At 48.2% G+C, this 1,338-nt stretch carries 1 protein-coding gene; it reads right to left on the minus strand.

Annotated elements, in window-relative coordinates; genetic code table 11:
• Positions 1 to 194: 194 nt before the first annotated feature.
• On the minus strand, positions 195 to 1,250 hold the full coding sequence (locus MJZ25_16650) for an IS5 family transposase (protein ID MCQ2125795.1): 1,056 nt from the start codon (positions 1,248 to 1,250) through the stop codon (positions 195 to 197).
• Positions 1,251 to 1,338 lie beyond the last annotated feature (88 nt).

A 1,338-nucleotide genomic window follows, 5' to 3' on the forward strand; every position in this document is an offset into this window, starting at 1 on the left:
AAATTCATTTTTTAGCCTCCTGAATGGGCAGAACCCGTTAACCCATCATTCAGCTCGAATGTCTACTGGACGTTCTCGTATTCGCGCTGCAAAGTTACACTTTTTTTCTCATTTATAACATATTTTATGTTTAATTTTTAGGGTGGGGTACTCATGTGTATGATATTCAATGTGATATGTTTTTGATTTTTTTATTAGGCTACGATCCATTCAGGGTGGTATTTGATAATCTGCGCCAGTCTGCACATGTTATAGACGAGGTTTGTCATGGCTATGTTTGCCTTCGCCCTCACTATTCCGACACCTCTGAAAACCAGCCCCCGCATGCTCTGCTCCATGTATCCGAAGACGTGCTCCACTCGGCAGCGAACTTTCGACTTCTTTCGGTTCGACTCCTTCTGCGCCTCTGTGAGCGGATGGCTCCTGTAGCCTCTTTCGCAGATGATGGGGTTCATGCCGGCCGCTCTCAAGTCTTCCTCCGTCCCAATGTATGCGGAATCAAGGTACATGTCCTCATCGTTCCCTCCGCATTTTTGGGCGAGCCCCTTCGCCGCCCTGGAGTCATGGACGCTTGCCGCCGTGACATCGTAATCTCGTATAAGCTTGGTCTTTCGGCAGATAACGGCATGATCCTTGTACCCGAACACTGTCTCCTTCCGCTTTACCGTCCACTTCGCATGGATGTCTTTGTGGCATTTCTTGTGAGGGTTGTCTTTCCATAGCTCCTCGCCCCTGCCTTCCTTTATCTGCTTGTTCTCCTCTCTCGTGTTCCTTTGGCGAGGAGCGACCACGAAACTCGCGTCAACTATCTTCCCCTCGTTGACTATCAGCCCGATGGAATCGAGGTACTCGTTGAATTGGGCAAATAGCTCGTCCCATGTGCCGGCCTTCGCCAGGATGTCCTTGTACTTCCACACAGTCTTCTCGTCAGGCACGTCGTCCACGCTTTCTATATCAAGAAACTCCCGAAAGCTCATCCTGTCCTTTATCTGATACTCAATCTGCTTGTCGCCAAGCCCGTAGAGCCTTTGGAGGAACAGCACCCTCATCATGAACACAGGGTCCATCCCGCGCCTGCCAGCGTTGCTCTTGCGATTCTCTTTCGCAAATACAGGCTCGAGTATCGGACGGAACTGCTCGAAATCCAATATCTCCTTCAGCCTTGGGAGCGGATTCCCCATTGCCGATAGCGCCTCAAGTGTGAACTCATGGTCAAACATGCCTGCTTCTGATGTGTTTTTGTATGTCATATCAGTTACTCTTAATTATTTTGCAAAGATACGAAAATTTTCCGACATAACAAAATGATTAACATTATTTTAATTTATAGAACTCCCC

The sequence above is a fragment of the Fibrobacter sp. genome, assembly GCA_024399065.1.
GTDB lineage: Bacteria > Fibrobacterota > Fibrobacteria > Fibrobacterales > Fibrobacteraceae > Fibrobacter.

What these genes read in the sequence shown, in the direction of transcription:
- MJZ25_16650 (MCQ2125795.1), bottom strand. Translation starts at nt 1,250, where the DNA reads ATGACATACAAAAACACATCAGAAGCAGGCATGTTTGACCATGAGTTC.